The organism is Microbacterium sp. MYb54, assembly GCF_002979515.1.
GTDB lineage: Bacteria > Actinomycetota > Actinomycetes > Actinomycetales > Microbacteriaceae > Microbacterium.
Map to the genome: position 1 here is coordinate 66,664 of NZ_PCPA01000008.1, position 24,328 is coordinate 90,991.

The 24,328-nt window shown below is 68.6% G+C and carries 25 protein-coding genes; 13 read left to right on the forward strand and 12 right to left on the reverse strand.

Going from position 1 to position 24,328, the window contains the following annotated elements; translation table 11 throughout:
* Nucleotides 1–8 precede the first annotated feature (8 nt).
* Together CQ040_RS10635 and CQ040_RS10640 are read right to left on the reverse strand one after the other, a co-directional pair.
* A complete protein-coding gene (locus CQ040_RS10635; RefSeq protein WP_105527157.1) occupies nt 9–1,259 on the reverse strand; it encodes an alanine racemase in 1,251 nt (416 codons plus the stop codon).
* Nucleotides 1,260–1,264: 5 nt separating this feature from the next.
* The gene (locus CQ040_RS10640; RefSeq protein WP_105527068.1) at nt 1,265–2,623 is read right to left on the reverse strand and encodes an MFS transporter; all 1,359 of its coding nucleotides are present in this window, start codon (nt 2,621–2,623) and stop codon (nt 1,265–1,267) included.
* Between the two features lie 156 nt (nt 2,624–2,779).
* Here CQ040_RS10640 and CQ040_RS10645 point away from each other — a divergent pair, with 156 nt between their 5' ends.
* The 3 genes from CQ040_RS10645 to CQ040_RS10655 are packed head-to-tail and all read left to right on the forward strand — an operon-like array spanning nt 2,780 to nt 4,543.
* Nucleotides 2,780–3,496: a transcriptional regulator gene (locus CQ040_RS10645; RefSeq protein WP_105527069.1), complete on the forward strand. Its 717-nt coding sequence runs from the start codon at nt 2,780–2,782 to the stop codon at nt 3,494–3,496.
* A gap of 10 nt (nt 3,497–3,506) precedes the next feature.
* Nucleotides 3,507–4,139 carry a bifunctional 4-hydroxy-2-oxoglutarate aldolase/2-dehydro-3-deoxy-phosphogluconate aldolase gene (locus CQ040_RS10650; protein WP_258131257.1) on the forward strand — a complete coding sequence of 211 codons (633 nt, stop codon included), beginning with the start codon at nt 3,507–3,509 and terminating at the stop codon, nt 4,137–4,139.
* Entirely contained in the window at nt 4,136–4,543 is a 408-nt protein-coding gene (locus CQ040_RS10655) for a rhodanese-like domain-containing protein (protein ID WP_105527070.1), read from the forward strand. Before CQ040_RS10650 ends, CQ040_RS10655 begins: the two co-directional genes overlap by 4 nt.
* Before the next feature lie 103 nt (nt 4,544–4,646).
* On the opposite strand, the gene CQ040_RS10660 is transcribed toward CQ040_RS10655, so the two are convergent.
* From CQ040_RS10660 to CQ040_RS10675, 4 genes are read right to left on the reverse strand one after another with little or no spacing between them, the layout of a single operon-like run.
* Nucleotides 4,647–5,834: an ABC transporter permease gene (locus CQ040_RS10660; RefSeq protein WP_181158014.1), complete on the reverse strand. Its 1,188-nt coding sequence runs from the start codon at nt 5,832–5,834 to the stop codon at nt 4,647–4,649.
* A 17-nt stretch (nt 5,835–5,851) separates the two neighbouring features.
* Nucleotides 5,852–6,562 (reverse strand): ABC transporter ATP-binding protein, encoded by a 711-nt coding sequence (locus CQ040_RS10665; RefSeq protein WP_105527072.1) that lies wholly within the window; start codon nt 6,560–6,562, stop codon nt 5,852–5,854.
* The gene (locus tag CQ040_RS10670) at nt 6,559–7,614 is read right to left on the reverse strand and encodes an efflux RND transporter periplasmic adaptor subunit (RefSeq protein WP_105527073.1); all 1,056 of its coding nucleotides are present in this window, start codon (nt 7,612–7,614) and stop codon (nt 6,559–6,561) included. The genes CQ040_RS10665 and CQ040_RS10670 overlap by 4 nt, the downstream gene beginning before the upstream one ends.
* The gene (locus CQ040_RS10675) at nt 7,611–8,375 is read right to left on the reverse strand and encodes a hypothetical protein (protein WP_105527074.1); all 765 of its coding nucleotides are present in this window, start codon (nt 8,373–8,375) and stop codon (nt 7,611–7,613) included. The genes CQ040_RS10670 and CQ040_RS10675 overlap by 4 nt, the downstream gene beginning before the upstream one ends.
* A 136-nt stretch (nt 8,376–8,511) precedes the next feature.
* Here CQ040_RS10675 and CQ040_RS10680 point away from each other — a divergent pair, with 136 nt between their 5' ends.
* Together CQ040_RS10680 and CQ040_RS10685 are read left to right on the forward strand one after the other, a co-directional pair.
* Nucleotides 8,512–9,177: a response regulator transcription factor gene (locus tag CQ040_RS10680; RefSeq protein WP_105527075.1), complete on the forward strand. Its 666-nt coding sequence runs from the start codon at nt 8,512–8,514 to the stop codon at nt 9,175–9,177.
* Nucleotides 9,178–9,182: 5 nt separating this feature from the next.
* Nucleotides 9,183–10,460, forward strand: coding sequence for a cell wall metabolism sensor histidine kinase WalK (locus CQ040_RS10685; protein ID WP_181156725.1), 1,278 nt, complete (start codon nt 9,183–9,185; stop codon nt 10,458–10,460).
* 123 nt (nt 10,461–10,583) lie between these two features.
* Here the strand turns inward: CQ040_RS10685 and CQ040_RS10690 are convergent, their stop codons facing one another.
* The 4 genes from CQ040_RS10690 to CQ040_RS10705 all read right to left on the reverse strand — a co-directional run bounded on the left by CQ040_RS10690 (nt 10,584) and on the right by CQ040_RS10705 (nt 15,315).
* Nucleotides 10,584–11,492, reverse strand: coding sequence for a glycine betaine ABC transporter substrate-binding protein (locus tag CQ040_RS10690; RefSeq protein ID WP_105527077.1), 909 nt, complete (start codon nt 11,490–11,492; stop codon nt 10,584–10,586).
* A 52-nt stretch (nt 11,493–11,544) separates the two neighbouring features.
* Nucleotides 11,545–12,546 carry a proline/glycine betaine ABC transporter permease gene (locus CQ040_RS10695; protein ID WP_105527078.1) on the reverse strand — a complete coding sequence of 334 codons (1,002 nt, stop codon included), beginning with the start codon at nt 12,544–12,546 and terminating at the stop codon, nt 11,545–11,547.
* Nucleotides 12,546–13,847, reverse strand: coding sequence for a glycine betaine/L-proline ABC transporter ATP-binding protein (locus CQ040_RS10700; RefSeq protein ID WP_036273588.1), 1,302 nt, complete (start codon nt 13,845–13,847; stop codon nt 12,546–12,548). The genes CQ040_RS10695 and CQ040_RS10700 overlap by 1 nt, the downstream gene beginning before the upstream one ends.
* A 352-nt stretch (nt 13,848–14,199) precedes the next feature.
* The gene (locus CQ040_RS10705; RefSeq protein ID WP_105527079.1) at nt 14,200–15,315 is read right to left on the reverse strand and encodes a class I SAM-dependent methyltransferase; all 1,116 of its coding nucleotides are present in this window, start codon (nt 15,313–15,315) and stop codon (nt 14,200–14,202) included.
* A 90-nt stretch (nt 15,316–15,405) separates the two neighbouring features.
* On the opposite strand from CQ040_RS10705, the gene CQ040_RS10710 reads away from it, so the two are divergent.
* The 7 genes from CQ040_RS10710 to CQ040_RS10740 all read left to right on the forward strand — a co-directional run bounded on the left by CQ040_RS10710 (nt 15,406) and on the right by CQ040_RS10740 (nt 22,097).
* A complete protein-coding gene (locus CQ040_RS10710) occupies nt 15,406–16,398 on the forward strand; it encodes an ABC transporter ATP-binding protein (protein ID WP_105527080.1) in 993 nt (330 codons plus the stop codon).
* Nucleotides 16,398–18,020, forward strand: coding sequence for an ABC transporter permease (locus tag CQ040_RS10715; protein ID WP_105527081.1), 1,623 nt, complete (start codon nt 16,398–16,400; stop codon nt 18,018–18,020). Before CQ040_RS10710 ends, CQ040_RS10715 begins: the two co-directional genes overlap by 1 nt.
* A gap of 8 nt (nt 18,021–18,028) precedes the next feature.
* Nucleotides 18,029–18,586: a GbsR/MarR family transcriptional regulator gene (locus CQ040_RS10720; RefSeq protein WP_105527082.1), complete on the forward strand. Its 558-nt coding sequence runs from the start codon at nt 18,029–18,031 to the stop codon at nt 18,584–18,586.
* A 256-nt stretch (nt 18,587–18,842) separates the two neighbouring features.
* Nucleotides 18,843–19,232, forward strand: coding sequence for a GntR family transcriptional regulator (locus tag CQ040_RS10725; protein ID WP_105527083.1), 390 nt, complete (start codon nt 18,843–18,845; stop codon nt 19,230–19,232).
* Nucleotides 19,229–20,146 carry an ABC transporter ATP-binding protein gene (locus CQ040_RS10730; protein WP_105527084.1) on the forward strand — a complete coding sequence of 306 codons (918 nt, stop codon included), beginning with the start codon at nt 19,229–19,231 and terminating at the stop codon, nt 20,144–20,146. The genes CQ040_RS10725 and CQ040_RS10730 overlap by 4 nt, the downstream gene beginning before the upstream one ends.
* Nucleotides 20,146–20,832 (forward strand): hypothetical protein, encoded by a 687-nt coding sequence (locus CQ040_RS10735; protein ID WP_105527085.1) that lies wholly within the window; start codon nt 20,146–20,148, stop codon nt 20,830–20,832. Before CQ040_RS10730 ends, CQ040_RS10735 begins: the two co-directional genes overlap by 1 nt.
* A gap of 155 nt (nt 20,833–20,987) precedes the next feature.
* Nucleotides 20,988–22,097, forward strand: coding sequence for an aromatic acid exporter family protein (locus tag CQ040_RS10740; protein ID WP_105527086.1), 1,110 nt, complete (start codon nt 20,988–20,990; stop codon nt 22,095–22,097).
* Nucleotides 22,098–22,118: 21 nt separating this feature from the next.
* Here CQ040_RS10740 and CQ040_RS10745 read toward each other — a convergent pair whose 3' ends face one another.
* Complete coding sequence (locus CQ040_RS10745) at nt 22,119–22,709, reverse strand: helix-turn-helix domain-containing protein (RefSeq protein WP_105527087.1); 591 nt, start codon at nt 22,707–22,709, stop codon at nt 22,119–22,121.
* 74 nt (nt 22,710–22,783) lie between these two features.
* Between CQ040_RS10745 and CQ040_RS10750 the strand changes: the two genes are divergently transcribed.
* Nucleotides 22,784–24,067 carry an MFS transporter gene (locus CQ040_RS10750; RefSeq protein ID WP_105527088.1) on the forward strand — a complete coding sequence of 428 codons (1,284 nt, stop codon included), beginning with the start codon at nt 22,784–22,786 and terminating at the stop codon, nt 24,065–24,067.
* Between the two features lie 31 nt (nt 24,068–24,098).
* On the opposite strand, the gene CQ040_RS10755 is transcribed toward CQ040_RS10750, so the two are convergent.
* Nucleotides 24,099–24,317 carry an SCO4848 family membrane protein gene (locus CQ040_RS10755; protein ID WP_105527089.1) on the reverse strand — a complete coding sequence of 73 codons (219 nt, stop codon included), beginning with the start codon at nt 24,315–24,317 and terminating at the stop codon, nt 24,099–24,101.
* Between the last annotated feature and the right edge of the window lie 11 nt (nt 24,318–24,328).

The window sequence follows — 24,328 nt, forward strand, 5'->3', positions numbered from 1 at the left end:
GGCACTCCTCAGAAGTAGGTGCGGACGAGGGCGGTTACCACGTCGGAGTCAGCGGATTCGACGACCGGCAGCACGCGCCACTTGTCGAAGGCGGTGCACGGATGCGACAGTCCGAGACGCACCACCGTGCCGATCGCGAGAGGCTGCTCCGAGCGCACGTACGAGTGCTGATCGTTCATCGCCGAAACCTCGCCGTACAGCGACTGCCAGGGGCCGGCGACTCCGGTGGACCAGGAGCGCGGGATCGGGAGGCCTTCGTCGTAGGGCAGATCCCTCTTCCCGGCATCGACGAGCGCCAGTCCGGGCTCCGGAGCCGACACGACCCGAGCGAGCCCGTGCATCGCGTTCACGAAGCGCGGGGAGGCCTCCGGCTGTGTGGCCCCCTCGTCGAAAGGCGAGATGCCGCGGTAGAACCCGTCGTCGTGCACGATGTAGGCGCCGGAGCGGAGGACGAAACGCGTGCGGCCATCCCGCACGGCCGTTCCCCAGACATCGGCGACGACGTCGAAGTACGCGCTGCCCCCGGCGGTCACGAAGAGTTCGCCCCCGTCGTAGAGCGGTGCGATCGCGGTGTGCAGTTCGAGCTGCGACTCCAGGTACGCGCGGACGGCCACGAGAGCCGCGGCGGAGCGATCATGCGCGAGGCTTCCTTCGTATCCGGCCACCCCGGCGAGGCGCAGCACCGACGATGCGGCGATGCGCTCAGCCACGCGCACCGCCTCCTCGATCGACCGCGCGCCGGTGCGACCGCCCGCGCCGCCGAGCTCGACGCAGACATCGACCGGACGCGGAGTCCCGGTGGAGAGCAGAGCCTCCTCCATCGCCTCGACCGTCGCGATCGAGTCGGCCCAGCACACGAACCGGAACTCCGGATCCGCCAGTTCCTGCGCCAGCCACGCCAGCGCGGGCCGATCGACGGCGGCGTTCGCGAGCATCACCGAGTCGACGCCCAGGTCACGGGCCGTGCGGACCTGCCCCATGGTCGCGAACGTGATCCCGAGCGCTCCGGCCTCCGTCTGCCGCTTCCACAGCGCGGGCGCCATGGTGGTCTTGCCGTGGGGCATGAGGTCGAGACCGCGCTCGGCGCACCACTGCGCCATCGTGGCGACGTTCGCCGTCATCGCCGCGTCATCGAGGACGATCAGCGGAGTCCAGAACTCGTCGAGCCGTGGTTCCGTGGCGAGGAACTGCGCGGCGGTCAGGCCCACCGCGCGCATGGGCAGGCCCTTGTCGCGCGCGGTGAGGAGTTCGGCATCCATCTGCGTCATCGTGAGGCACCCGTCTCGACCGGAGCATTCGTGCGCAGTTCATGCAGACGCCCGGCGCCTTCGACATCGGGTTGGATCGACGCCACCAGCGTGGCGATCACGCCGATCACGGAGATCACAGCAGCGTAGATGACCACCGGCCAGAACGCGCCTCCTGCGGCTGCGACCAACGCGGTGCAGATGAGCGGAGCGAGGCCGCCGCCGAAGGTGTTGGAGAACTGGTACCCGATGTTGACACCGGTCGTGCGCGCCTCCGGGTCGAACATCTCGACCAGCATCGTCGAGAGCGTCGCCTGCATCGCCACACCGAAGACGACGAAGCCGAGGATCTGCCCGAGCCAGATCAGCCACATGTTGCCGGTGTCGAACAGCATGAACGCCGGGTAGACCATGGCCGCGAAGCCGAGGCAGCCGATGATGTAGACGGTGCGGCGGCCGATGCGGTCGGAGATCGCTCCCCACAACGGGGCCACGACGATCTGCAGCAGCCCCACGAGCATGGTGCCGGCGAAACCGAACCACACCGGGATGTCCTTGTCGGCCAGCATGTAGGCGAGACCGTAGGTGAGCACCACATAGCCGGCGATCGACTGCGGCAGGCCGATCAGGATGCCCATGATCGCGTTCTTCGGGTGCCGGAACGCCTCGACGAGCGGGTTGGGCTTCTTGCCCGTGGTGGCCAGGAGCAGCGTCTGGGTCTCGGTGAAGGCGTCGGACTCCTCGAGCTGGCGACGCAGCAGCACCGCGGCGATCGCGAGCACGATCGAGAAGACGAACGGGATGCGCCAGCCCCACTGCAGGAACCACGATTCGGGGGCGAGGCCGAGACCTGCCATCAGACCGCCCGACACCACGTTGGCGATGCCCGCACCGCTGATGAGGAAGGCACCGTAGAGTCCCCGCTTGCCGGTCGGCGCTGCTTCGACGACCATCGTGGCCGCGCCGCCCATCTCACCGCCGACGAAGAAGCCCTGGAAGAGCCGGCACAGCACGAGCAGCAGCGGTGCGGCGATCCCGATCACCTGGTCGGAGGGGATGAGCCCGATGCCCGTCGTCGCGAGTCCCATGCCGATGACCGTGCTCATCAGCACGACCTTGCGGCCCTTGCGGTCACCGACGATGCCCCAGATGATCCCGCCGACGGGGCGGAGGAAGAACCCGACGGCGAAGGTGGCGAACGAGTTGAGCTCGGCGATCAGCGGGTCGTTCGAGGAGAAGAACACCGCCGGGAAGACGACAGCTGCGGCGAGACCGTACAGGTAGTAGTCGTAGTACTCGATGAGCGTTCCGATCGCACCACCGGCGATCGTCTTGCGCTGCTTCGGGGTCAGACCAGATGAGGCGACAGTGGCCATCCGGGGCTCCTTGCTCGGTTGATGCGCGCCCGCATCCGTTGCGGTCGGCCTCGACGGATCGTCTGGGCGTGGATAAACTAACAGCGAAATAGACAATCTGTCTATCCCCCGTATTTTTTGTACGCCTGTATCGTTGCTCCGGATTGGAGTCACAGAATGCCGACATCGACGACAGCAGAGAACGCGGTCGCAGCCCTGGCCGACGACCTCGCGCGGGAGACGTACGAGAGTGCCGAAGAGGTCCTCCGCCTCTATCGACCGGTGCTGCGCGCCCTCGCCACGGCAGCGGGGCCCACCGTCGAGGTCGTGCTCCACAACCTCGACGGCACCGACGTCGACCTCGGTCACACGATCATGGCCATCGAGAACGGGCACGTCACAGGGCGAGCCGTCGGCGGACCGTCGACCTCGCTCGGCCTGGACGTGCTGAAGGACCGGCGGGGGAACCACGACGCCTTCGGATACACCGGGTACACCAGCGACGGGCGGGAACTCCGCTGCTCCTCGGTCTACTTCCACAATGGCGCGGGCGACATCATCGCGTCGCTGTGCGTGAACGTCGACCTCAGCCCCCTGCTGCTCGCCCGCAAGACACTCGACGCGCTCCTGCCCTCGCCCGTGCCCGCGGATGCTCCGAAAGAGCACTTCGGAGCAGACCTCGTGTCGGTGATGGATTCCATGATCACCGAGGCCATCCGCGAGATCGGGCGGCCGCTCGCGAGCATGTCGCGCGACGACAAGATCACGGTGCTGGAGCGGCTGGATCAGCGCGGCGCCACGCAGATGCGCAAGTCCGTGGAGGCCATCGCGAAGCGGCTCGGCATCTCACGGGTGACCGCCTATTCGTACCTCGACGAGGCCAGAACACGATGACGGGAACACGATGACGGGAACAGGGATCACGATGGACAACTCCGGCTTCGAAGAGCTCTTCGGCGGCACACGCTTGATGGCGATCCTGCGCGGCATGGGGGCGGAGCGGAGTCTCGCGGTGTCGACCACCGCGTGGGACCTCGGGATCGACGTCGTCGAACTCCCCATCCAGACCGCGGCCGACGTCGAGGCGCTGCGCGTGGTCGCCGCCGCCGGACGCGAGCGCGGCAAGGTCGTCGGCGCCGGCACCGTCGTGTCGGTCGAGCATGTCGCGCAGGCGGTCTCCGCCGGCGCCTCGTTCACGGTCAGCCCCGGTCTCGACCTCGACGTCGTGCGTGCCTCGCACGAGGCCGGGCTGCTCAGCCTCCCCGGCGTCGCCACGGCGAGCGAGGTGCAGTCCGCCCTGACGGCAGGACTCACCTGGCTCAAGGCCTTCCCCGCCTCGGTGCTCGGTCCGCAGTGGCTCACGGCGATGAACGGTCCCTTCCCTCAGGCACGATTCGTGACGACGGGCGGCATGAACGCGGCCAATGCGGGCGAATACCTCGACGCCGGCGCCCACGTGGTCGCCGTCGGCTCGGCACTCGAGGACCCCGCTCAGTTGCCGCAGCTCGCCGCGATTCTCGGCGCACCTCGGCCATGAACCGTCTCGGTGCGCGGCTCGCGTACGTCGACGCGCGCCTGGACTACGAGATCGACGCGGTCGCCGCGCACGAGGCCGTGGCAGCGAGCGAGGCGGTGCTGGTCGACACGCGGCGCCTGGAGTCCTGGCAGCGCGGCCACATCGCCGGTGCACGGCATCTACCCAAGACCGAGGTCGCATCCGGACTCGAGACGCTCCCCCGCGACCGCACGCTCATCGTCTACGGCTGGGGTCCGGGGTGCAACGGCGCGACGTCGACCGCGCGCGTGCTGCTCGCCGCCGGCCTCGATGTGCGCGAGCTGCTCGGCGGGTACGAATACTGGGTCCGCAACGGGTTCGAGGTCGAGTCGGCCGGAGTCGTGTCCCGCCAGCAGCCCGACCCTCTGGTGACCGCCGAGACCTGAGACTGCCGCGCGGGTGGCCAGGCGTGGGGCGGAGTTCTCCGCGTCGGGAGGAGCCTCGAGCTCGAGATCTCCTCCCGACGCGAGATCTCCTCCCGCCGCGCGCTCAGACCGTGCGCAACGCCGCCGTGGGCGACAGCCGCGCGGCGCTGATCGCCGGATACAGCCCCGCGATCACGCCGACCACGAGCGCCACGACCGGGCCCCCGACGAGCACCACGAGGGGTATCGTCGCCGCCTGATCCTGGATGCCGGCGTAGACGTACACCCCCGCCGCACCGAGCAGCAGCCCGGCCAGGCCCCCCAGGCCGCCGAGCACGATCGCCTCCGCCACGAACTGACCCGCGATCTGCCCCGAACGCGCACCGAGCGCTCTTCGGAGTCCGATCTCGCCGCGCCGCTCCAGCACCGCCACCACCATGGTGTTCGCGATGCCGATCCCTCCGACCAGCAGAGCGATCGCCGCGAGTCCGACCGCGAGGCCGGACAGCGAGTCATCCGCAGTGTCCCGCGCCCCGGCGAGGTCGCCGAGTCCGGTCACCTGCACATACGGGGACGACGGATTCGCCGCACGGGCGATCGCATCACGGACCTTCTCGCCCGTGCCCCCGTCGGTCATGCGCACGTAGATCGAGGCGATCGTGTCATCGCCCTTCGCCGACACGTGCTCGGCCGCCCAGTGGTCGCCGAGGAACGCACTCGCGTCGATGGACTCGGCGAGTCCCGCCGAATCGAGGATGCCGATCACGGTGTACCACTGCTCGCCGATCCAGACGCGCACCCCCGGTTCCGTGATGCCCATCCGCGCGGCCGCCGCCGACCCGAGCACGGTCACCGGCAGCGAGCGGTCGGTCTCGTCGAACCATGACCCCTTCGCGACCGACCCCTCGACCGAAGCCAGGAAGTCGGGGCTCGCCGCGTAGGCGGTCAATCCGTTGCCCTGACTCTTCGGCATCAGGTCGTTGCGGTACACCCCGGTCTCGTCCGGCACCTTCTCCAGCACCCCGACCTGCTCGACCCCCTTCACCCGCTCGATCATGCCCGCGGCCGTCTCGGGCAGCGCGACCGGCTTGTTGTCAGGCCCGTAACCCGGCTCTACGACGATCATGTTCGCCCCGAGCGCGTCGAGCTTGGCCAACAGCTCCGCCTGGTTCGAGGCGGCGATGCCGGTGATCGCGGTGAGCGCTGCGATGCCGACCGCGACGCCGAGCGCCGACAGGGCCGTGCGCATCTTGCGGCTGCGCGGGCCGATGAGTGCCGTGCGGATGCTGTCCGCGACACTGAGCCGCGGCATCCGCTCGCCTCTGCGCCTCATGCCGCGACCTCTTCCTTCTCCAACGACCCCGTGTCACTCACGATGCGCCCGTCGTGGATGCTGACCTGCCGCTGCGTGCGCTCCGCGATGTGCGGATCGTGCGTGATGATCACGACCGCGGTGCCGGAGTCGGCGATCGATGTGAGCAGTTCGAGGATGCGCTCGCCCGTGGTCGAGTCGAGCGCCCCGGTCGGCTCGTCGGCGAACAGCACCGACGGATTCCCGACGATCGCGCGGGCGATCGCCACCCGCTGCTGCTCGCCGCCGGAGAGCTGACCGGGCCGGTGCTTCATGCGGGCGCCGAGCCCGACCCGTTCCAGGGCCGCAGCCGCCCGCACCGAGCGCTCCGCCGCCGACACCCCCGAATAGAGGAGCCCGAGTGCGACGTTGTCGACCGCGCTGAGGGCCGGCAGCAGGAAGAACTGCTGGAACACGAACCCGATGCGGCGAGCGCGCAGAACCGCCCGCTCGCGTTCGGCGAGGGCTGCGGCATCCGTCCCGTCGATCAGCACAGTGCCGCTGGTGGGGTCGTCGAGGGTGCCCATGATCGAGAGCATCGTGCTCTTGCCCGATCCGGATGCTCCGACCACGGCCACCAATTCGCCGCTCTCGATCGCGAGGCTCATGCCGTGCAGCACTCGCAGCGGCGGGCTGCCCGGGTACTCTTTGACGACGTCGACGAGCTCGACCACAGTGTCCGGCGTCATTGCGCCACCACCACGGCATCGCCGGCAGCGAGGTCGCCGCCCGTGACCTGCACCTTGGTGTCGGCGATCAGTCCGACCTCCACCGCCACGCGTTCGATCTTGCCGCCCTTGCGGAGCACGTCGACCGCGTAGCCGCCGTCGGTCGTCGCCACGAGGGCGGTCACCGGCACGACCAGCGCGTCCTTCACCTCCGAGGTGGCGAACACGACCTTGACCGCACGCAATCCGATGCCCTCGGCGACAGCTGGATCGTCGAACTCGACGTTCGCGGTCGCAGGAGTGGTCTCGCCCTCCTTCTCGGTCGGCTGACCGCCGGGGTCGACGGCGGTCACCGTCGCCGGCACCTCCGTGCCGTCGGGAAGGATCACCGTCACCCGGGTCGCGGGCAGGATCTCGCGCGCCTGCGCATCGGTGAGCTTGGCGACGACCCGCAGGGTGGTGCTCGTGTAGGTCAGCGGACTCGTGCCGGCCGGGTCGCCCAGTTGCGCCTTGACCGACTCGACCCGCACCGACGCCGCGGTGATCGCGACGACGTCGCCCAGCTTCACGACGCCGTCCTTCGTCACCCCGAGCGACTTCTGCCAGGCCTTGACGTTGGCCTCGGTGACCGCGGTGAACTCGTCGTCCACGGTCATGTTCTTGCCGAAGCCGAGGTCGGCGAGCGCCTGTTCCAGCTGTCGGACGTCGGGGCCGTTCTCGACGCCGAGCCCGAGGTCGCGCCAGAACGGCCGATCACCGCGCATGGCGATCACCGGCTTCCCGTCGACCTCGTAGAGCACCTGCCCCACGCCGATCACATCGCCCGCGGTCGGCAGGCGCGTGATCGTTCCCCCGCGCCCGGGCAGAGCGATGGATGCCCCGTAGCTCAGATTGCCGTTCAGGCGCAGGTCGGAGGTCAGGGTGGTGAGCTCGGCCTTGGCGGTCACCGGCTTCTTGCTGTCGTCGGGAGACTCGGCGACCGAGCTCCACGGCTGCAGCACCGCCAGCGCCACCGCCGCGGCGATGAGCAGCACCCCGACCGGCAGCAGCACCTTGGTCAGTCGGCGGCTCATTCGTCGCCTCCGGACGGCATCACGGTGGCCGCGCTGAAGCCACCCTCGAAGAACTCGCCGATCAGGGCGAAGAAGTCGAAGTCGACGGATTCGACACTCTCCGGCGAGAACATCGGAGGCATGTCGCCCGCGGTGTCGGCACAGGCCTCGAACAGCGTGCGGGCCTCGTCTTCGGTGATGCCCTTGGGCAGTGTGAGCATGCCGTCAGTGTCGGGGTCGGCGAAGTCCGCGAAGCCGTTGTCCCTGGCGCACGAGGCGAACGCGAGTCCCGCCTCGATGATCTCCTCGGGCGAGATCATCTGCGTCTGCGCCCCCTCCTTCATCGAGATGTCGGGCTCCGGCTGCGTGAATTCGGGAACCTTCTCCTCACACGTCTCCCAGGCCGCGCGCTGGCCGCCTTCCTCCGGGTAGCCGGATGCCGCGGTCGAGGCGAGCCACGAGCCGTCCTCATCCGAGAGGAACATCGTCATCGGCATCTCCTCGCCTTCACCGGCGCTGAGCGAGGCCGAGCTGTCGCTGAGCGTGCCCATGCCCCCTTCGCCCCCGACATCGGGCATCAGCAGACCGACCTGGCCGCCTTCGAGGATCTTCGCCGTCTGACCCTCACCGGTCAGACAGGTCACGAACCGGGCGGCCGCCGCATCGTTGGCGCCGTCCTTGGCCTTGTCGTCGCCCGAGGGTGCACTGCAGGCGGAGAGCGCGAAGAGCGCGAAGACAGCGGGCATCACCACCAGTGAACGGCGTGCTTTCGAGTCGAACATGACTTTCCCTTTCTCGCGGTCGCAGCTCGTCCACGACGTGCAGTCAGTTCTACGGATGCGGTGGTTTGCTGTGGGTATGACGGCGCCTAACCGGAAACTAACCGCGCAGCGCGCACCCTCGGAGACGGGAGGTGCCATGCGACTGCTGCTGGTGGAAGACGAGGCCGACCTGGCCGACACGCTCGCCGACGGTCTGCGCCGCGAGGGTTACCTCGTGGATGTCGCCCGCGACGGCGCGAGCGCTCTGACCGCGGCCGCGTCGAACGATGTCGACGTGATCGTGCTCGACCGCGACCTGCCCGTGCTGAGCGGCGACGCCGTGTGCCGCACCCTGATCGCGCAGGAGTATCCGGCGCGCATCCTGATGCTCACGGCGGCCGGCACCCTCAACGATCGCGTCGAGGGCCTCGATCTCGGCGCCGACGACTATCTCGCCAAGCCGTTCGCCTACGTCGAGCTGCTCGCGCGCCTGCGCGCCCTCGGCCGCCGCGGACAGTCCACCCGGGCGAATGCGGTCCTGGAACACGCGGGTGTGCGTGTCGACATCGTGCGGCGCATCGTGGAACGGGACGGCACGCCGATCCGGCTCACGCTCAAGGAGTTCGGGGTGCTCGAGACGCTGCTCGCCGCGGAGGGCGGCTACGTCAGCGCCGACGACCTGCTCGACGAGGTGTGGGATGAGCCTCTCGAACGCACACGTGGCGTGGTCAAGATCGTGGTGCACACGCTGCGCCGCAAACTCGGAGCACCCACGGTCATCCAGTCCGCGGCAGGACACGGCTATCGAGTGGGGGCGCCATGAGACGCATGAGTTTTCGCACCCGGCTGGTGATCATCATCGCCGGAGTGTTCATCGCCGCGGGTGCAGCACTGTTGACGGTGCAGTACCTGGTGGTGCAGTCGCTGTTCGCCTCGGCCATCAACACGACCGCAGCGACCTGCGTGCCGTCGCTGTCGGTGACGCAGGTCGCCCCGGGGACGCCCGCAACGGACGGGACCGACATCAGCGGGGTCGCACCGCTCACTGACGGCAGCGGCCTGCTGTACGGGACCAGCAGCACCGGCTGCGCGTACTTCGCCGAGACCGCCGACGCGGCCGACTTCCAGGTGGCCACGCCCATGCAGACCGTGGCGATCGACGCCGTCGAGGGAGCGGTGCTGCAGCAGTCGACGTTCCTCGCAGACGAGGTCGGCAGCGGTCTGCTGCTGTGGTCGATCGTGGTGCTCGTGGCCTTCACGGGGGTCGCCGCCGCGATCGCGTTCTGGCTTGCCCGGCGATCCCTCGACCGCATCGGAGAGGTCACGGCCGCGGCGCGCGACATCTCGGAACGCGACCTCGGACGCCGTCTCGACCTGCCCGGCCCCGACGATGAGATCAAGGAGCTGGGCGACACGATCGACGGGATGCTCGACCGGCTGCAGTCGGCTTTCACCGCGCAGGACCGCTTCGTGGCTAACGCCTCACACGAACTGCGCACCCCGCTGACGACCACCCGCACGGCCCTGGAGATCCCCCTCGAACAGGGTGCGGTGCCCGTGGATCTACAGGCCAACATGCAGCGCGCGCTGCGGGCCACCGAACAGAGCGAGCGGCTCATCACGGCGCTGCTCGCCCTCGCCCGCGCGCGCACCGGGCTGGACGAGGTCGAACCGGTCGAGCTCAGCGAGCTCATCGAGGATCAGGTCGAAGAGCTCGACGCCCAGGAGATCGCGGTGCACACGAATCTCCGCGAGCTCACGGTCGAGGGCGACACGGTGCTGCTGGCCAGGGCCGTGCGCAACCTGCTCGAGAACGGCATCCGCCACAACGCGCCGGGCGGCGAGCTCTGGGTGCGGTGCCGACGTGAGCGCGGACGCGCCATCATCGAGGTCGAGAACACCGGCGCCACGATCTCCCCGGCCACCGTGGAACTGCTCACCGAACCGTTCTACCGCGGCGACGCGAGTCGCACATCCACCGGCCCTGACGGCACGGGTCTCGGGCTCGCGATCGTGCAGAGCATCGCGAAGACCCACGGCGGCGAGGTGCGGCTGCGGGCCCGCAAGGGTGGCGGCCTGATCGCCGCGATCGTCCTGCCGCTCTGACCGCGGCGCTTCCAGCCCCGAACGCAGAAGCTCCGGTCGCACTTGCTGCCGCCCCGGCGGACCGGGGAGCGGCAGCAAGTGCGACCGGAGCGAACCTCTGAGAGGTGTTAGCGGTGCGTCGGGTCAGCTGGTGACGGTCCAGTCGAACTGGTCGCCGTACTCCTTCAGCCATGCGTCGACGGCTTCTGCTTCCTTGCCCTCGCCGTACTCGTTGACCACGAGGTCTTCGAGTGCGCCGTACTGCTCGTCGTCGAGCTTGATCTTCTCGATCAGCTCAGCGGCCTCGGGGAACTCCTCGGCGAAGCCCTTGGTCCCCAGGAAGTGCAGTCCCTCGGCCTCGCCCATCGCGCCCTTGGGGTCTTCGAGGTCCTTCACGGGGAAGGCGTCGTTGGCCCAGAACGGACGCCACAGCGTGACGACGATGTCCTCCTGCTTGTCGGTCGCGGTCTTCAGCTCGGTGAGCATGGCCGCGGTCGACGAGGTGACGAGCTCGTACTCGCTGTCGAGTCCGTACTCGGGCATCATCTTCTGGGTCTGGGCGGTGAGCCCTGCCCCCGGCTCGATGCCATAGATCTTGCCGTCGAACTCGGCACCCTTGCCCACGAGGTCCTCGATCGAGTTGAGCTCGGAGTACTCCGGCACCGCGAGGGTGAGCTTGGCGTTCTCGTAGTACTTGCCCAGGTCCTCGATGTCATCGCCGTACTTCTTCATGTACTCGGCGTGGGTGAGCTCGGGCCAGGCCGACGGGTACATGTCGACATCGCCCTGTGCGAGCCCGGTGTAGAGGGGACCGGCCTCGGTGAGCGTCTTCATCTCGACCGTGTAGCCGATCTTCTCGAGCTGGTCCTGCAGCAGGTACGCGGTGCTCAGGCCGTCGGTCCACGAGGGCAGGAAGCCCAGGGTGATCGTGCCCTTGTCGTCGGCGTTGCTGTCGCCGCCGCCCGTGCCGCCGGCACCGTCGCCGCTGCATCCCGCGAGGGTGAGCGAGGCGGCGATGCCCACTGCTGTGATTGCAAGAATCTTCTTCTTCATGTGATTTCTCTCTCTCAGTTCCGTATGCGTGTTGTTCCGTAGGGGTGAAAGTTCAGTGCACTCCGCCACCGATGGGTGCCCGACGCGGCGACGCCTTGACGCGCTCTGCCTCGTTCGCGGCATCCTGCTGCTCGATGACCTCGGGGGCCGGGGCGGATGCTGCTCCGCCACCACCAGCGTGCGGTTTGCGGCGCCGCGCGATCATGCCGAGCAGCGACGAGCGGTTCTCGCCGGGTGCGCCGAGAGCTGCCGTGACGCGGTCGAGGAAGACGGCGATCAGCACGACGCCGAGACCGGCCTCGACACCCTTGGGGATGTTGATCGTCGAGATCGCCTCCACGACCATCTTCCCGAGGCCGTCCGCGCCCGCCATTCCGGCGATGACCGCCATCGACAGGGCGAGCATGATGACCTGGTTGACGCCGGCCATGATGGTCGGCATCGCGAGCGGCAGCTGGATTCCTCGCAGGATCTGCCCGGGCTTGGCGCCGAACGCCTGTCCTGCCTCGACGGTCTCGGAATCGACACCACGGATGCCGAGCTCGGTCAGTCGCACACCAGGAGGCAGCGCGAAGATCACGGTCGCGACCAGGCCCGGCACCACGCCGATGCCGAAGAACACGATCGCCGGGATCAGGTAGACGAACGCCGGCATGGTCTGCATGAAGTCGAGCACGGGCTTGAGCACCGCGCGCACGGTCGAGTTCCGTGCCGACCAGATGCCCAGAGGCACGGCGATCAGCACCGCGATGATGGCAGCGACGAGCACGAGCGCGAGGGTCTGCATCGCAGGAACCCAGAGACCCATCCCGACGATCAGCCCGAACGACACGATGGTGCCGATCGCGAGCTGCCACGAGCGCACCACCCAGGCGATGAGCGCGGCGATCACGATGATGACCACGAAGCTCGGGGCGAGCAGGATGCTCGTGAGCCCGTCGACGAGGAAGCTCATGACGAACGAGATCACATCGAGCAGGCCGTCGAGGTTGTCCTTGATCCAGTCGACGACTGATTCGATCCAGGTTCCGATGGGAATGCGGAAACCGTCCATCAGCGCACCTCCTCGGTGGTCGGGGCATCGGCCGGGTCGGCGGTCCACCCGTCGTCGAGCACGGCGTCGATCTCGGCTTGCGGCATCGGCATCAACGGCAGGGTGATCTCCTCCGTCGCGCCGGGGCCGGGGCCGAGGGCGGCGAGCAGCGTCACACGCGGGATCACACCGACGAGGCGCCCTTCGGCATCCGTCACGGCCAGCGGCACCGGCGACTCGACGGCCGGGACGAACAGGTTCATCAGAACCTCGTCCTCATGCACGCTCTGCAGCACGGGCTTGATGATCGAGTCGAGGGTGGTCGCGCCGTTGCGCACGAGCTTGACCGCATCACGGTCGGTCACGACGCCCATGAGCTGCCGGTCACGTCCGACGACGTAGGTCGCCGACATGTACGAGTCGCGCATCTGACGCAGCGCGGTGCGGGGACCGGCGGTGTGCGGCACGACGGGGCGCGGGCGCTCCATCACGTTCGCGGCGGTGAGCACGCGGGCGCGGTCGACGTCCTGCACGAACTGCTCGACGTAGTCGTTCGCCGGGTCCATCAGGATGTCTTCCGGCGTGCCGATCTGCACGATGCGGCCGTCGCGCATCACGGCGATCCGGTCGCCGAGGAACATGGCCTCGTTCAGGTCGTGCGTGATGAACACGATCGTCTTCTGGAGCTTCTGCTGCAGTTCGAGCAGCTGCTCCTGCATCTCACGGCGGATGAGGGGATCGAGCGCGCTGAACGCCTCGTCCATCAGCAGGATGTCACTGTCGGCGGCGAGCGCACGGGCGATGCCCACGCGCTGCTGCATTCCGCCGGAGAGTTCGGAGGGGAGCTTCTCGCCCTGACCCTCGAGCCCGACCAGCAACAGGATCTCCTCGGCCTTGGCCAGGCGCTCGGCCTTGGGCATGCCCTTGAGTTCGAGCGGGTAGGCGACGTTCGCGGCGACCGAGCGGTGCGGCAGCAGGGCGAAGTGCTGGAAGACCATCGAGATGCGGTCGCGACGGATCTCGCGGAGCTTCGATGACGGGATGCCGGTGATCGGGTCGCCGTTCACCGTGACGGTGCCGTCGGTCACGTCATGCAGGCCGTTGAGCATGCGGATGATGGTGGACTTGCCCGATCCGGACAGCCCCATGATGACGAAGATCTCACCGCGGTTGACGGTGAAGCTGGCGTCGATGACCGCTGCGGTGCCGGCATCGGTCACGGCGGCGCGGCTCTCACCGGCTTTCAATCGACGGACGGCGGTGTTCGGATTCTTACCGAAAACCTTGTACAGATTGCGCGCTTCGAGAGCGATTTCGGACACGTTTCCCCCGCGGCTCGCCTTCGGGTGGCTGAGCCTGCTTCGGTTACGCCCGGGTGATCCTCACGAGGCCGTTCGACATGACTGCTGTGGCGGCGCAGGCGGTGGATTTCGGATCCACCGCAGAGAGTATCGACCGTACGTCCACGCCTCTTCGCAGCACAGCTCATCGAAAGAAGGACGTGGTCGCGGACTGGTCTTCGGGCCGTCAGGCCCACGTTCCAACGTAACGAAATGGCCGATCAGGGGCAAATCCCGGGTTCGTGAGAGGCGTGAGTTTCGTTGGCTGACCGGGGGATTGCACGGGTATTCAACAATCCCATAACGGACGACCGCCACGGCGAGGAACGCCGTGTCAGGAGCCTCGAACGCTGCGGGTCACGGTGAACTTCGGGGTGCGCCGGAGCTGTTCGGTCGCACCGATCAGACGTGTCAGTTCGGCACGATATCCGAGCGAGGAGTTGTATACCGTGAAGAGCTCTCCCCCCGGTCGGAGCACGCGCGCGGCGGCCTCGAACAGGCGGGTCGCGGCGCCCGTGTGGACGCTCGCGCCGAGGTGGAACGGCGGGTTCAACAGCACCACGTCGAACGACGCGTCCGGGAGCTCGGAGGCCGCGTCGTCATGCGTGACCGTGACACGGTCGGCGACCCCGTTCGCCGCGGCCGTCGCCTGTGCGGATGCCACGGCTGCCGCCGAGCGATCGGTCGCCGTCACCCGCGCCTCGGAGTGGGCGAGCGCGAACGACACGGCGAGCGCCCCGGTGCCGCATCCGAGGTCGAGCACCTCGACTGCCGAATCCGTGGGCTGAGCGTCGAGCACCTCCAGCAGCGCCCGCGTGCCGATGTCGAGGCGGGCGCCCGCGAAGGCACCGCCGTGCGCGACCAGAGTCAGCCGGCCGTGCTGCGCGGTCACGGGGAACGGCGGATTCTCGGGCACGGCGAGCGGCTCGGAGGCCACGATCAGGCGCGACTTCCGCTCGGCGCGCTGGGCTTGCACGTGCGCGAAGCTGCGCCCCAGCACCTCGTTCTGGGTGAGGGTCATGTGCTTCACACGACCTCCGGCGATGAGCACCGCGTCGGGGGCAGCCCATCTGGCGACGGCATCCGCGATCTCTTCCAGCTCAGCGAGCGACTTGGGCAGCTGCAGAAGCACGAGCCGAGCACCGGTGAGCAACGCGGCGTCGAGCTCGTGCGCGGTGAAGCCCGTGAGTCCGAGCTCCTCGGCGTTGCGCTGGAGGGCGCGGCGGCCGGTCGCGAGGTCCTGATGAACACGGATGCCGCGGAGCCCGGCATCCGCCAGAGGCAGGGTGATCGCGCCGTATTCGTCGCCGATCACGACGGTCTCGGCGCCGGGAACCTCGAGTGCGAGCGCCCGTTCGACGAGCAGCGGATCGGTCGCGTCATGGGCCTGGAGGTTCTCTGCCTCGACATCGGGCCAGCGGCGCAGGCGGCTGTAGGGGAACTCCGGCACCAGCCCACTGTACGCGGGGGCCGTAAGGATTTCGCATGCGTTGTTTTCGCCCGATTCACAACTTTGTGAATCGGGCGTACGCTCCCGCGCATGACCACCGTCATCGCCACCCAGAACCTCACCAAGCAGTACGGCCACGTGCACGCGCTCGACGGCCTCGACCTGACCGTCGAGCAGGGGCAGGTGCACGGCTTCCTCGGGCCGAACGGCGCGGGCAAGTCGACCACGATCCGCATCCTCCTCGGCCTCGCGCGACGAACCGGGGGCGAGGCGACCGTGTTCGGTGAAGACCCCTGGAACCGAGCCGTCGACCTGCACCGGCGCATCGCGTACGTGCCGGGCGACGTCAGCGTCTGGCCGAACCTCTCGGGGGGTGAGGCCGTCGATCTGCTCGCCCGCCTGCGCGGCGCACAGACGAAGGATCCCGCCTATCAGCACGAGAAGAAGCGGTTGATGGATGCGTTCCAGTTCGATCCGCGCAAGAAGGGCCGCGCGTACTCGAAGGGCAACCGGCAGAAGGTCGCGCTGATCGCGGCGTTCGCGGTGCCGGCCGACCTCTACATCCTCGACGAGCCCACCAGCGGACTCGATCCCCTGATGGCGGTCATCTTCCAGCGCGAGGTCGCCCGCGCCCACGCGAACGGTGCGACCGTGCTGCTGTCGAGCCACATCATGAGCGAGGTCGAGCAGCTGTGCGACCGGGTGTCGATCATCCGCGCCGGCCGCGTGGTCGAGACCGGCACGCTGACGGAGCTGCGGCACCTCACTCGCAGCGACGTGTCGTTCACTCCCTCCGGGGCGACCCTCGATCAGGTCGCGCGCATCCCCGATGTGCACGCCCCGGTGCAGCAGGGCGACCGCATCCGTCTCGCCGTCGACAGCGACCGCACCGCCGCCGTGCTGCCGGCTCTCGCCACGCTCGGCATCAGCGACCTGCGCGTCGCACCGCCCTCTCTCGAGGAGCTCTTCCTGCGCCATTACGGCGACGATCTCGCGACGCTCGAAGCTGCGGAGGACGGCGGGACGGACGATGCCGCGCCCGGCAGCCGCCGCGAGCGCCGCGCACAGAAGGGTCGTGCGTGATGACCGCCTTCGGCGTGCTGCTCCGGCAGCGACTGCGACGCGACTGGCTGCAGCTGACGCTGTGGATCGTGGGCACGGCGCTCATGGCGTTCGCGGGCTACGCCGGTGTCAGCCAGTCGTACGCGACGCTCGCCGACCGGCAGAACATCCTCGCCGCCGCTCTCGCGAACCCGGTGATCCTGATGTTCCGCGGCCTGCCATCGGGCACGTCCGAGGGGGCCTTCCTGGCCTTCGAGGTGCTGCCGTGGTTGGCGCTGCTGGCCGCGCTCATGAGCACCTTCCTCGCGGTGCGGCACACCCGCGGCGATGAGGAGGCGGGGCGTGCCGAACTCGTCTGGGCGACCCCGGCCGGACGCCGCCTGCCGACCATCGCGACCATTGTGCACGGCATCCTCGCGAACGTCGTGCTGGCCGCACTCACCGCTCTGGCGCTGATCGCCACCGGGCTTCCGGCAGCGGGCTCGCTCCTCGCGGGCGCTGCCGCCGCGTCCTGCGGCATCGCGTTCCTCGGCATCGGGCTGCTCGCCGCGCAGCTGATGCGCACCTCGCGCGGAGCGAACTCCCTGACGGTCTGGGTGCTCGTCGCGACGTTCCTGATCCGCGGCATCGGCAACGCGGCAGGAACCCCTAGCGACGACCTGACCAGCATGACGAGCGCGTGGCCGGCCTGGCTCTCGCCCTTCGGCTGGGCCGAGCAGACGCGTCCCTACGACTCCGACCTCGTCTGGCCGATGCTGCTCGGACTGGCCTTCGGACTCGTGCTCGCGGTCGCATCCGTCGCCCTGCAGTCCCTGCGCGACATCGACGCCAGTTTCGTTGCGGAGCGCCCTGGACGCGTGTCGGCACGGCCCGCGCTCGCCTCGCCGCACGCGCTCGTGTGGCGCCTCACCTCCGGCTCGATCATCGGCTGGGCCGTCGGCGGCGCGATCACCGGCATCCTCGCCACGACTCTGAGCGGACTGGTCGATCAGATCGCGGGCGAGAACCCGGCGGTCACCGAGATCCTGAAGAAGATCGGAGGGGCGACCGGCGGACTCGACGAAGTCGTGGTGACGGTGTTCTTCACGCTCCTCGGCATCCTCGCCGCGTGCTGCGCCGTGCAGACCGTCGTGCGCGCACGACAGGAAGAGGCCCGCGGCACCGCCGAGGCCGTGCTCGCAACCCCGGTCGGGCGCGTGCGCTGGCTTGCCGACTACGTGATCGTCGGCGTGGTCGGCGTGGTGATCGTGGTCGCCGCCGCCGTACTCGCCGGATGGGTCGGCATCTGGTCGAACGGCGGCGACGGTTCGCTCTATCGCATCGTCGCGGTGGCAGGACTCGGGCAGGCGGTCGCGGCCTCGATCTTCGCCGTACTCACCGCGCTGGTGTTCGTGCTCGTCCCGCGCGCGACGACCGCCGTGGCGTGGAGCCTCGTGCTGCTCGCAGCCCTGCTCGGGATGTTCGGTCCGCTGTTCGGACTGCCCGAATGGAGCGCGAACCTCTCACCGTTCGCGGTGACACCCGCAGTCGACGGCAGCGGCGTCGATGTGCGCGGCCTCTGGTGGCTCGTGCTCGCCCTGGCCGCGGGTGGTGCCGGAGCCCTGACCCTGATGCGACGCCGCGAGCTCGCCCCCGGAGCCTAGGAGGCAGGATGCGCGACGACAGCACCGAGAACCTCGACCCCGCGGCGTCGATTCAGCCCGCGGCGTCGATTCAGAACGCGGCGTCGATTCAGAACGACGACCCCCACCGCGGGATGGAACCCGCCGAGCAGGCCGCGGCCATGATGACCGCTGCAGGGATGCCACGCATGCCCGCCCGCGTGATGATGGCGCTGATCGCCGCTCCCGAGGGCGGATACACGGCGGCCCAGCTCGGAGATCGCCTGGGCGTCTCGGCGGCCGCCGTATCCGGTGCGGTGCGCTACCTGCAGCAGCTGCACTTCATCCAGCGCCGCTCGCGTCCCGGCGACCGGCGCGACCGCTACGAGTTCGTGCATGACCCGTTCTACAGCTCGATCGTCGGGAACATGCCCGTCTACGCCCGCCTCTCGGAGTACATCGACGACATCGCCGCCGAGCACGACGACGACCAGGGCGCCCACGACCGGGCCGTCGAGCTCGCCGAGTTCTTCCGGTTCCTCTCCGTGCGCATGCTGCAGATCGTCGACGACTGGCGCGAGCACCATCGCGAGACCGACCCGAGCTGACTCCGCCTCGCCCCGCAGTTCCGTCCGGCCCCGGTTCATCCGTCCCGCCTCGGTTCATCCGTCCCGCCCCGGTTCATTCGTCGGGAGAATGCACGGCTGTCGGGCTATTCGGCACGTTCTCACCCGATATCGGCCCGCCCTCCCGACATCCGTCCCACCGCCTTCCGGAATCGCCACCCACGACAGGGGTTGACACCAGCGTGGGTTCTATGGTTACTTAGTCGAGTAAGTAACCCACTAACCAAGCGGAGGACTCGTGATCGAAGAAGGCAAGCCGCTCTTCCTCCAGATCGCCGAACAGATCGAGGACTCGATCGTCGACGGCTCACTCGCCGAGGAGTCTCAGGCGCCTTCCACGAATGAGCTCGCCGCGTTCTATCGGATCAACCCCGCCACCGCAGCGAAGGGAGTCGCCATGCTCACCGACAAGGGAGTGCTCTACAAGCGCCGAGGCATCGGCATGTTCGTCGCCGACGGCGCCAGGGAAGTGCTCCTCGTCGAGCGCCGTGCCGCGTTCGCCGACCGCTACATCGACCCGCTCCTGACCGAGGCCCGAACTCTCGGGCTCGGCGCCGAAGACCTCGCAGGCCTGCTCCGGCAGCGCTCCGCCCAGACCACCGACGCAGAAGGGAAGACCCCCGCATGACCGCCGTCATCGAGGTGCAGAACCTCAGCAAGCGCTACAAGGAGAAGCGAGCGCTCGACAACGTGTCGCTCTCCATCGAAGGAGGCGCGATCTACGGCCTCCTCGGCCGCAACGGAGCCGGGAAGACGACACTCATGTCGATCCTCACGGCCCAGAACTTCGAGTCGTCCGGCACCGTGAAGGTGTTCGGCGAGCACCCGTACGAGAACGCGCACGTCCTCAGCCGGATCTGCTTCGTCCGCGAGAGTCAGAAGTACCCGGACGACGCCTACCCCAAGCACGCCTTCAAGGCCGCGAGCCTGTTCTTCCCGCACTGGGATCAGGCCCTCGCCGAAGAGCTCATCGCCGAGTTCCAACTGCCGATGAAGCAGACCATCAAGAAGCTCTCGCGCGGCCAGCTCTCGGCAGTCGGTGTGATCATCGGACTCGCATCGCGCGCCGAGATCACGTTCTTCGACGAACCGTACCTCGGCCTCGACGCGGTCGCGAGGCAGATCTTCTACGACCGCCTGGTCGAGGACTACGCCGAGCACCCGCGCACCGTCATCCTCTCCTCGCACCTGATCGACGAGGTCTCGAACCTCATCGAGAAGGTCATCGTGATCGACAACGGGCAGATCCTGCTCAACGAAGACACGGATGCCATGCGCGACCGCGCTGTGACCGTGGTGGGCGACGCCGACAAGGTCGACGCCTGGGTCGGCGCCCGCGAGGTGCTGCACCGCGAGTCGCTCGGCCGCGTGGCATCCGTCACCGTGCTCGGCGCACTGTCCGCCGCCGAGCGCGCAGAGGTCACGGCATCCGGTCTCGATCTCGCCCCGGTCTCGCTGCAGCAGCTGATCGTGCGACTCACCCAGAAGGCAGAAGCTCAGATCGCCGCGAAAGACGCGGCCGCGAAAGAGGAGGTGCGCTGATGGGACGCACGCTCAACGTCATCCGCCTGCAGCTCATCAATCGGCAGACCTTCATCTGGGTGCCGCTGATCATCCTGGGCTCAGCGACCCTGCTCTCGGTGCTGATCTACGCGATGATCCCGACCGACGGCCCCAAGTACGGCGGAGGCGGACAGGCACCGCTCTGGTACTTCTTCGCCATCGGCATGTCGGCGATGACACTCACCTTCCCGTTCTCGCAGGCGATGAGCATCACCCGCCGGGAGTTCTTCCTCGGCACGCTGCTCACCGCGATCATCGGCAGCACGTTCATGGGCGTACTGTTCCTGATCGGCGGCGGCATCGAATTGGCCACGAACGGCTATGGCGTGAACGGCTACGTGTTCTACCTCCCGTGGTTGTGGGAGGCCGGCCCGCTCGGCGCCTTCGTCGTCTACGTCAGTCTCGCGCTGTTCTTCTTCGTGGTCGGCTTCACCGGCGCCACGATCTACAAGAGCTGGGGACCGACGGTGCTCACGGTCGTGAGCGTCGCCCTGTCGCTGGTGCTCCTCGGGCTCGCGTTCCTCGCGACGCAGTTCGGGCTGTGGGGAAACGTGTGGACGGGAATCATGGGCCTCGGCGCCCTCGGGCTGGCGCTCTGGGGGCTCCTCATCACCGCGGTGCTCACGGGCATCTCGTTCCTCGCGTTCCGCAGGGCCATTCCGTAGAACGTGCCTTCTCACCGACGCCGGTCACCCTCCTGGGTGGCCGGCGTCGTCGCGTGTGCGCGCTACCGGTGCCCCGGCGAGGGCGCAACCCACTCCCTCACCGTGCACCGACCGCATACGCTCGCGGAACCACCTGCCCCGACAGAGAGGATGCCGTGACGCAGACCCCCACGCGACTGCGCGTACGACGAGCCGGCGTCGAACGCGCGCTCCACGATGCCGTCCGCCCCGCACGCCTCCTCCTCGTCGCGAAGACGACGCTCGCGGTCGGACTGGCATGGATGATCGCTCCGCACATGCCCGGCGTCACCGACGCGTACCCGTACTACGCCCCCCTGGGCGCCCTGCTGAGCATGTATCCGACGCTGATGGGGTCGGCGAAGTCGAGCCTGCAGACGCTGCTCGGCCTCGCCACGGGAATCGGTCTCGCCACGATCGTCGTGCTGACGGTCGGCCCGACCTGGTGGAGCATCCCCCTGGTCGTCGGCGTCGGTGTGCTGGTGTCCGGCACCGGGTGGTTCGGTGCCGGGCGCGAGTACATCCCGATGGCCGCCCTGTTCGTGCTGATCATCGGCGGGCAGAACGCCGACGACTACTCACTCGGCTATCTGACGCAGACGGCGGTCGGCGTGGTCGTCGGCCTCCTGGTCAACCTGGTGATCGCCCCCGCTCCGCTCACCGTGGCGGCGGCAGGTAGGGTCGCGGAGTTCCGCGAGCAGTTGGCCGCGCACCTGCACGACATCGGCTCAGCGGTCTCGGAGTCGTGGCCGCCCGAGCATGAGCAGTGGGCAGACGATGCGGCGTCCCTGGCCGAAACCGCGACCGAGCTCCGAGCGACCCTGGCCGAGGCGGACGAGAGCCGACGCGGCAACCCCCGCGCCAAGGGCCATCGCTCACGGATGCAGCAGAGTCATGACGAGCTCGCAGCCCTCGACCGGATCGCCCACCTCATCCGGGACATCTCCGACGCGATCGCAGACACCATCTGGGACCGACCGGCCGGTCTCGCGCTCGACCCAGCACTCCCCGAGCCGCTTTCCGCCGCCTGTCACGCCGTCGCCGATGTGATCGCGCGGGGCGATGCCTCCTCCAGCGAGGATCACCGCGCCCGCGGCGAGGCGGCCCGCGCGATCCGACTGCTTCTCGAGGCCGTCGACGACCGCACCATCGATGTCCGTCGATCGATGGGCCCCGGCGTGCTCACCGCCATGCATCTGCGGCGCATCCTGATCCTGAGCGGTGCGTCCTCCCCCATCGAGGACTAGCCCGATCGGGTACTACCCGCGTCAGATGGTGTCGTCGGCGGCGATCAGATCGAGCTGCCAGTAGCGACCGGCGGGGTCTGCGCTGTCGTGCGCATCGTCGGCGGCGCTCAGGATGTCGTTGATCTTCACCATCACGTCGTCGAACTCGGTCTCGGTGAGCTTGATCGTGCGCTGGGTGAAGGCGGCGTGCACCTCGGCCGTGCGACCGGCGACATACTCCGGCGTCCAGGCGAGCACGCGGCGGATCAGATCCTGGTGGTCTTCGACGAGCGCGGCGATCACGGCGGTGCCGAGGGCCTCATCGGCGACCGGGCTCTCCGGGCCGCCGACGTTGAGGGCGCCCTTGTGCCCGGTCCACACGCGATCGCGCCGGTCGCGGGCCTTGTCCGGCGCCTCTTCGATGAGTCCGGCTTCGGCGAGCGCGCGCAGATGGAAGCTGGCGCTGTTGGCGGGGACGCCAAGCTCCGTGGCGATGTCGGCTGCGCGAAGGAACTCACGCCGCGAGAACAGCCGGATCATCTGGCGCCGCAGCGGATGCGAATAGGCCTTGAGCATGGCCGAGGTCATCCATACCGGATCCTCGCTCGTGCGCTTCGCGCCGTCCTCCGTCATGCGTCGATCCTACCCGCACCTGAAATTGCGCAATAAGACTTGCGCAATAGTTCTTGCGCATCTACTCTCGACGCATGACCATCGTCACCGAGCCCCATCGCCTGTGGCACAACACCCGGTACATCACCTGGCTGGTGAGCGACACGAGCAAGGGCCTCGCGGCCTCCCTGTTCGGCTTCGCCATCCCACTGCTCGCCCTGATCGTGACGAACGATCCCGCCCAGGCCGGCATCATCGGCGGCGCCGGGATGGTCGCGCGACTGCTCATGACCCTGGCCGGCGGCGTGCTGGCCGACCGCCATCGCCGCATCGCACTGATGCTGCTCGGCTCGCTCATCGGCATCGTGCTCGCGGGCGGCTTCACCATGCTCGCCCTCGGCGACGCGATGACATTCGGGTCGCTGCTCGTGATCGACATCCTCCTCGCCGCACGCAGCGGACTCTTCGACGTCGCGGGCGAGAGCGCGATCAAGGAGATCGTGCCCGATGATGCGATGGGTCGCGCCCAGGCGGCCAACCAGGGGAGGGATGCGGCGCTCCAACTCGCCGGTGGTCCGCTCGGCGGGCTGCTGCTGGGGGTGGGCGGATGGCTCGTCGGCGTGGTCATGACGCTCTGCCACGCCGTCGCGGCACTGACCGCATGGATGCTGGGGCGTCAAGCGCGTCGCGCAGGCGCAGTCGACGTCGACGCTCCCACCTCCGCGACGGCGAAGCCCAACGCGTGGGCGGAGATGCGCGAAGGCTTCGGCTGGCTGCTCTCCCGGCCCGACCTCGGCGGAGTGCTGCTCATCACGACGGTCATCAATCTCGGCTTCAACGCCACGATCACGACCGTCATCTACGCCCTCCAGCAGGACGGATACTCCGAGCTGCTGATCGGCACGCTGAGCGCGTCGATCGGGGCCGTGATGCTCGTGGGCGCGGTCTGCGCTCCGCTGCTCGTTCCGCGCATCAAGGCCGGCGTCCTGACCATCGCCGGACTGTCGGTCGTCTCAGTCGGGGCGATCGCGCTCTCGATGGTCACCGAGCCGTGGGCCATCGCGGTGGTGCTCGGCGCCGCGGTCCTGCTGGTGCCCGCGCTCAACGCCGGAATGATGGGCTACTTCATGGTCGCCACCCCGAGCCATCTGCTCGGCCGCGCCAACAGCGCCGCCGGCGTGCTCGGCATGGGCGCGATGCCTCTCGCACCGCTCATCGCCGGCTTCGGACTCGCCTGGATCGGGCGGGAGTGGACCATCCTGATCTGCGCCGGGCTCTGCCTGATCTCCGTCGTCCTCGCTGTGAGCAACAGGGCGCTGCGCGCACTGCCCGTCGAGTCGGGCTGGGCCGCGCACGCGAAGCAGTACGAGACGGCCTGACCCTGCACCGCAGCGATGCCCGACGAGAGCCCTAGAGTGCGCCGGTCAGCGCCGCGATACCCGCGAGAAGTGAGACCAGGGCGAGCACGAGTGCGGTCGCGATCAGCACGGCATGCACCTTGAGGAACGCCGTGGCCTTGCCGTTCTGGTCGCGCGCCCGTGGATCCTTGGCGACACGCTTGTAGAACTGCGGCCAGACGAGGGCGTTGAAGGCGGCGTTGAGGAAGAGCACGACAGCGAGGGGGATCACCCCTCAACGCT